This window comes from Gaiella sp. (assembly GCF_039915195.1).
Classification (GTDB): Bacteria; Actinomycetota; Thermoleophilia; order Gaiellales; family Gaiellaceae; genus Gaiella.
The window spans coordinates 1-5,686 of the sequence record NZ_JBDSNT010000127.1; the positions used below are offsets into that span (position 1 = coordinate 1).

At 65.3% G+C, this 5,686-nt stretch carries 7 protein-coding genes; 5 read left to right on the forward strand and 2 right to left on the reverse strand.

Going from position 1 to position 5,686, the window contains the following annotated elements:
* The first annotated feature begins 119 nt into the window (after window positions 1–119).
* Together ABIR74_RS11870 and ABIR74_RS11875 are read left to right on the forward strand one after the other, a co-directional pair.
* On the forward strand, window positions 120–896 hold the full coding sequence (locus tag ABIR74_RS11870) for a DUF2182 domain-containing protein (protein ID WP_348178362.1): 777 nt from the start codon (window positions 120–122) through the stop codon (window positions 894–896).
* A gap of 99 nt (window positions 897–995) precedes the next feature.
* On the forward strand, window positions 996–2,369 hold the full coding sequence (locus ABIR74_RS11875; protein WP_348178364.1) for an HD domain-containing phosphohydrolase: 1,374 nt from the start codon (window positions 996–998) through the stop codon (window positions 2,367–2,369).
* A 35-nt stretch (window positions 2,370–2,404) separates the two neighbouring features.
* Here ABIR74_RS11875 and ABIR74_RS11880 read toward each other — a convergent pair whose 3' ends face one another.
* Window positions 2,405–2,953 (reverse strand): hypothetical protein, encoded by a 549-nt coding sequence (locus tag ABIR74_RS11880; RefSeq protein WP_348178366.1) that lies wholly within the window; start codon window positions 2,951–2,953, stop codon window positions 2,405–2,407.
* Window positions 2,954–3,135: 182 nt separating this feature from the next.
* Here ABIR74_RS11880 and ABIR74_RS11885 point away from each other — a divergent pair, with 182 nt between their 5' ends.
* Window positions 3,136–3,675: a cupin domain-containing protein gene (locus ABIR74_RS11885; protein WP_348178368.1), complete on the forward strand. Its 540-nt coding sequence runs from the start codon at window positions 3,136–3,138 to the stop codon at window positions 3,673–3,675.
* 266 nt (window positions 3,676–3,941) lie between these two features.
* A complete protein-coding gene (locus tag ABIR74_RS11890) occupies window positions 3,942–4,958 on the forward strand; it encodes a serine hydrolase domain-containing protein (protein WP_348178370.1) in 1,017 nt (338 codons plus the stop codon).
* Here the strand turns inward: ABIR74_RS11890 and ABIR74_RS11895 are convergent.
* Window positions 4,955–5,203 (reverse strand): DUF1272 domain-containing protein, encoded by a 249-nt coding sequence (locus tag ABIR74_RS11895; protein WP_348178372.1) that lies wholly within the window; start codon window positions 5,201–5,203, stop codon window positions 4,955–4,957. The two genes, ABIR74_RS11890 and ABIR74_RS11895, sit on opposite strands and share 4 nt — an antisense overlap.
* 38 nt (window positions 5,204–5,241) lie before the next feature.
* Here ABIR74_RS11895 and ABIR74_RS11900 point away from each other — a divergent pair, with 38 nt between their 5' ends.
* Window positions 5,242–5,568: a VOC family protein gene (locus ABIR74_RS11900; RefSeq protein ID WP_348178374.1), complete on the forward strand. Its 327-nt coding sequence runs from the start codon at window positions 5,242–5,244 to the stop codon at window positions 5,566–5,568.
* Window positions 5,569–5,686: the final 118 nt, after the last annotated feature.

Genomic DNA, 5,686 nt, shown 5'->3' on the forward strand with positions numbered 1-5,686 from the left:
GGTGGCCTCCGAGTTCAACGCCGCCGAGGCGACGAGATCGAAGATCAGCGCGTTCGGCATCGAGTACGAAGGCAAGACCGGGATCTCGACGGCCGAGTTCTCGTGGGCCGCCTGAGCACTTGAGCACCGCCACCGAGTCTCGAGCGCCCGGCCGCGGCGGGCTGCTGCCTGCTTTCGCCGCCGTGCGCGTCAGGCTCGGCCTCGTAGCCCTGCTGTTCGCCGCAGCCGCTCTTGCCTGGTGGTGGACGGCCGACCAGATGCGCGGCATGGACGATGGGCCATGGACGGCTCTCGGGACGCTCTCGTGGTTCGTCGGCGTATGGGTCGTGATGATGGCCGCCATGATGCTGCCGTCGGTAGCGCCCACAGTCGCCCTCTACTCGCGGATGACCAGACGCCGATCGCCCGTCGCACCGCTCGCGTTCACGATGGGCTACCTGCTGGCGTGGGCCAGTGTCGGGGCGCTGGCATTCGCGCTCGCGACCATTGCTGGGAGAGTTCCGGGCGACTTCCTCGCCTGGGATCGTGGCGGCCGTTGGATTGCAGGAGCCAGCCTGCTCGCAGCAGCGGTGTACGAGCTGACTCCGCTCAAGGATGTCTGCCTGGGGAAATGCCGCAGCCCGCTCGGATTCCTGCTCGGCTCCTGGCGCGACGGCTCAATCGGGGGACTTCAGATGGGAATACGGCACGGTGGGTGGTGCATCGGTTGCTGCTGGGCGCTCATGGTTTCACTCTTTGCCCTCGGCGTCATGAGCCTCGGGTGGATGGCGTTCGTCGCAGCTCTGATCGCATTCGAGAAGCTGATCCCTTCGCGGCGCCTCGCGACCTATGGGACGACTGCCGTACTCCTGACGCTCGGGATGCTACTCCTGCTCGCGCCCGATGCAGTTCCCTGAGTCGGGTCAGGTCTTGCATTGCCACATTCCGTCGATGCGTGATTGCAAGACCTGACTGTCCCTCATGGTGGTTGCGCCTGTTGCCGATGGATGGGTGTGGTGGACGATCCTGGCACGTTGCGTCTCTCGGAGATCATTGCGTCGCTCTCGTACGCTCTGGACATCGCTGACGGAAACGCTCTGGGGCACTCCATCCGCAGCTGTTTGATCGGGATGCGACTTGCCGATGAGATCGGGTTGGAAGTCGAGGGCCGCTCGTCGCTGTTCTACGGTCTTCTGCTCAAAGACGCCGGGTGCTCGTCGAACGCGGCGCGCGTCACGGCTCTTTATCGGGGAGACGACCTCGAGCTCAAGCGCCGGGTCAAGCTGGTCAATCACAATCGGGTGCCGGAGGCGCTGCGGTACATCTGGGACAACGTCGGAGCCACGTCGTTCCGGGACCGGACGTCGCTCGCGTTCCGGGCCGCGAGGCTCGGCCCACGCACTGCCAGAGAGAACACGGAGATTCGTTGCGAGCGTGGGGCCGAGATCGCACTCATGCTCGACCTCCCGCTCGAGGTTGCAAACGCGATCCGGTCGCTCGACGAACATTGGGACGGGAGTGGACAACCACGCGGCTTGCGAGGCGAGGCGATCCCTCTGCTCGGACGGATCCTCGGATTGGCGCAGGTCGTCGAGGTGTTCAACAGCGCCCACGGTCTAACGGCGGCAGTCGATATGGCGCACGGGCGCGACAGGCGCTGGTTCGACCCGACTCTCGTGAAGGCGCTCGACCGCATCCGCGATGATGCCGCGTTCTGGCGCTCACTGCTCACGACGGATCTCGCGACCTACGTCGCATACCTCGAGCCCCCGGATCTGTCGCTGGCCGCCGACGATTCGCGCCTCGATCGCGTCGCCGAGGCGTTCGCACTCGTCATCGACGCGAAGTCCCCGTACACGTTCCGCCACTCCGAACGCGTGGCCGAAATCGCGGTCGTGGTGGCGGAGGAACTCGGTCATGAGCCGACAGCGCTACGGAACCTCCGGCGCGCCGGACTTCTCCATGACATCGGGAAACTCGGCATCTCGAATCTCATCCTTGACAAGGAAGGCCCCCTCGAGCCGGCCGAACGAGCGACCGTGAACCGACACCCTGCACTGACCGAGGAGATCCTCGCGCGCGTTCCAGCATTCAAGGACATCGCCGGGGTCGCCGCGTCACACCACGAGAAGCTCGATGGATCGGGCTACCACCGGGGGCTGAAGGCCGCCGACCTCTCACCGGCCGCACGCATCCTCGTCGTGGCGGATATCTATGAGGCGTTGACGGCCGAACGGCCCTACCGCTCGTCACTTGAGCCGTCAGAAGCACTCGCTCTGCTCCGCGGGGAGGCCGGAACGAAAGTGTGCGGCAATGCGTTCACCGCGCTCGAGGCAGTCGTCAACCAGATCTCCTCTCCAAGGCTGCCAGCCGAAAAGAACGCCGCCTGATCGTCGCACGAGAGCATGGAGCCCACCGACCGACCTCAGGTCAGGTCGGTGAAGCCTGGTGGAAAGCGCCACGCCGGGTAGAGCGCAGCGAGCGCGGTCGAGTGATCGTCCCATGCCGAGGCTTCGAGTTGTCGTGGGGAATCGAGCTCGATCGTTCCTCCCTCGATCGTGAAGCCCCAGTCGAATCCCAGCACCGCCCGGGCCTCGAGCCCGTTACCGAGATCGTCAGGGACACAGAGGAAACTCCTCGCCGTCCACTCCATGTCGACCCGTGGCGACCGCGACGGTACATCGAAGAGCGTCGGATTGAGACCAAACCAGCAGAACGGATGCGGTAAATCCCCGAGGAACGCCAGCGGATCGATCTCGAAGAGCTCACCATGGCTTACGTTGTCGTCGGAACGAACGAGTTGGATCCATCCCATGAGAGAGTCGTAGCCCCGCATCGGACGCTCCACCGTCGCGGTGCAGACAGGGAATCCCTCCGTCTCGGGAAGGCATCCAACCGACTCCGGCCGCAGGTTCTCCTCGTACGTGACGACAACACGACCCGCGACCCCTCTGATTGCGAACGGGATTTCCATACTCCTGAGGGTACGCGATGCGAAGTTGGCTCGCTTCTACTGCGTCGAGGGCCGTGGGTGGTTTCCAGCGTCTACCGCTTTGCGAGGTACGTCAAGGTGACGTCTTCCGCGGTACGTCGCTGCGCCCTCCCGCCTGCGGTTGATCCTTGATGGTTGGACCGGGGGCCGAGTAGAATCGCGCCGTGGACGAAGCACGGCTCGATGACACCGGTTCGGGCGTTGCCCCGGCCACCGAAGGGTGGTTCGTCGTCAACGTGCGCGACGCCGAGTGGAAGACCCACGACGTGTTTGGCTCCGGTTGCGTCTTCGAGAGCGACGTCAACCGGTTCCCGCAGCTCGGCATCAACATCAGCGTCCTCGAGCCGGGGAAGGCGAACTGCCTCTATCACTCCGAGTCGCTGCAGGAGGCGTTCCTCGTGCTCTCGGGCCAGTGCCTTCTGCTCGTCAACGAGGAGGAGCGGCTGCTCGGGCCGTGGGACTTCTTCCACTGCCCAGCAGGTGTGGAGCACGTGTTCGTGGGGGCGGGAGACGGGCCGTGCGTCGTCCTCATGCTCGGAGCGCGATCCGAGCATGAGAAGCTGCTCTACCCCGTTTCGGATCTCGCCGCGCGCTACGGCGCGAGCGCGGAGGCCGAGACGCCTGAACCACGGGTTGCGTACGCGGCGTTCGAGCGGCCGCTGCCCGGGCGGCCCACGTACTGGGATCAGCTTCCCTGGGCATAGAAGAGCCCGTCGCATTTCAGAGCCGGCGCGAGAGGATCGCCCGATTCGACCAGAGGAGGCAGGGATGTCCGAGCATGTTCGCGTTGCGACGTTCGACATTGACGAGGCGGCCTGGAGGCGTTGATCGATCGGATCGGGAAATCCGGAGCGTCGGTCGGGTCGCGCTCCCCCGCGTGCCTGGCGCAGCGCGAACGTCGCGTCAACGCACGGCCCGAACCGTTGGCGAGCCTGCGGCTCGAACCCGACCGGCCCGGTAGCGTCTCGGTGTGGTCGATCTCGGACTGGAGCTGGATACGATCGCCAGCCGGGAGGCGTTCTCCGGCGTGGTCCGGGTCGACAGCCCGGATCGACCCGTCCTCGAGCGAGCATATGGGCTGGCCGACCGGCGTCATGCAATCCCGAATGAAGCCGGCACCCAGTTCGGGATCGCGAGCGGGACGAAGAGCCTGACGGCGCTCACGGTCGTGAGCCTGATCGAAGAGGGTCTGATCGAGCTCTCGACGACGGCACGCTCGCTTCTCGGCGACGATCTGCCGCTGATCGACGCCGACGTTACGATTGAGCACCTTCTCTCGCACCGCTCGGGGATCGGGGACTACCTCGACGAGGAGGTCGAGATCGACTACGACGCCTACCTGATGCCGGTGCCGGTGCATGAGCTCGCGACGACCGAGCAGTATCTCCCGATCCTCGCTGGGGCTGCGACGAAGTTTCGAGCGGGCGAGCGTTTCGGCTATTGCAACAGCGGCTTCGTCGTACTCGCCCTGATCGCCGAGCGCGTGAGTGGCGTTCCGTTCCCCGAGCTCGTCCGCGAGCGCGTCTGCGGGCCGGCGGGCATGGCCGACACGGCGTTTCTCCGTTCCGACGAGCTACCCGGATCCGCAGCGATCGGCTATCTGGAGGTCGACGGTGCGTGGAGGACAAACGTCTTCCACCTTCCCGTGCGAGGAACGGGAGACGGCGGAATCTACACGACGGTCGCCGACATCAGCGCCCTCTGGAACGCGTTCTTCTCGGGCCGAATCGTCTCACTCGATTGGGTCGCCGAGATCGTTCGCTCGCGCAGCGACGTGCCGGCCGAGTCGGGAGCCGTCGCACGCCGATATGGCCTGGGCTTCTGGCTGAACGCCTCGACGGACGCTGTGACGATAAGCGGTGGGGACACGGGCGTCTCGTTTCGGAGCTCTCGCGATCCACACTCCAGCGCCACGTTCACCGCGATCTCGAACACGGGTGCTGGGATGGGGGCGCTGACGCGCTATCTGGAGGAGCTGCTCTTCTAGCCCGGCAGGCACGCTTGATGCGGCTTCGTAACACGCACCGTCGACGCCCGATCCTGCGCCAGCTTCTCGGGCGGCCGGATCGGGCGGGGGACGAGGTTGCCGCCGCAGTTCGGGCAGCGCCCGCCGAGGCGGTCCTCGGCGCAGTCGGCGCAGAACGTGCACTCGTAGGTGCAGATCCGCGCCAGCTCGCTCTCTGGTGGCAGGTCACGGTCGCAGCACTCGCAATTCGGGCGCAGCTCGAGCATGAGGTGAATCTATCGAGGCGTGCACTTACGATCTAGTCATGTTCGACCACGTCACGATTCGTGTCTCGGATCGCCTCACTTCCGAAGCTGCCTACGCGGCCGTTCTCGGAGAGCTCGGGGTCGAATCGACCTACGCCGACGACTGGTTCGTCGAGTGGGAAGAGTTCTCGCTCCTCGAGGCGTCGAACGGGCGCCGCGCTACGAGCGGACTCCACATCGGCTTTGTCGCCCCGAGCCGCGCCCATGTCGACGCGTTCTGGCATGCGGGTCGTGCGAACGGGTTGGGTGACGCAGGTGCCCCGGGTGAGCGACCGGACTACAAGGCCGACTACTACGGTGCCTTCCTTCTCGATCCGGATAGGTAGATGTATACGTTGAACCAGAACTAGAAGCGCACATTGGTTCGAGCCGTGGTCTCTAGCGTTGGTAGCGCGCCTACGGACTGGCAGTTGACATGAGTCGGTCTATGAGGCAGTCGGCCCA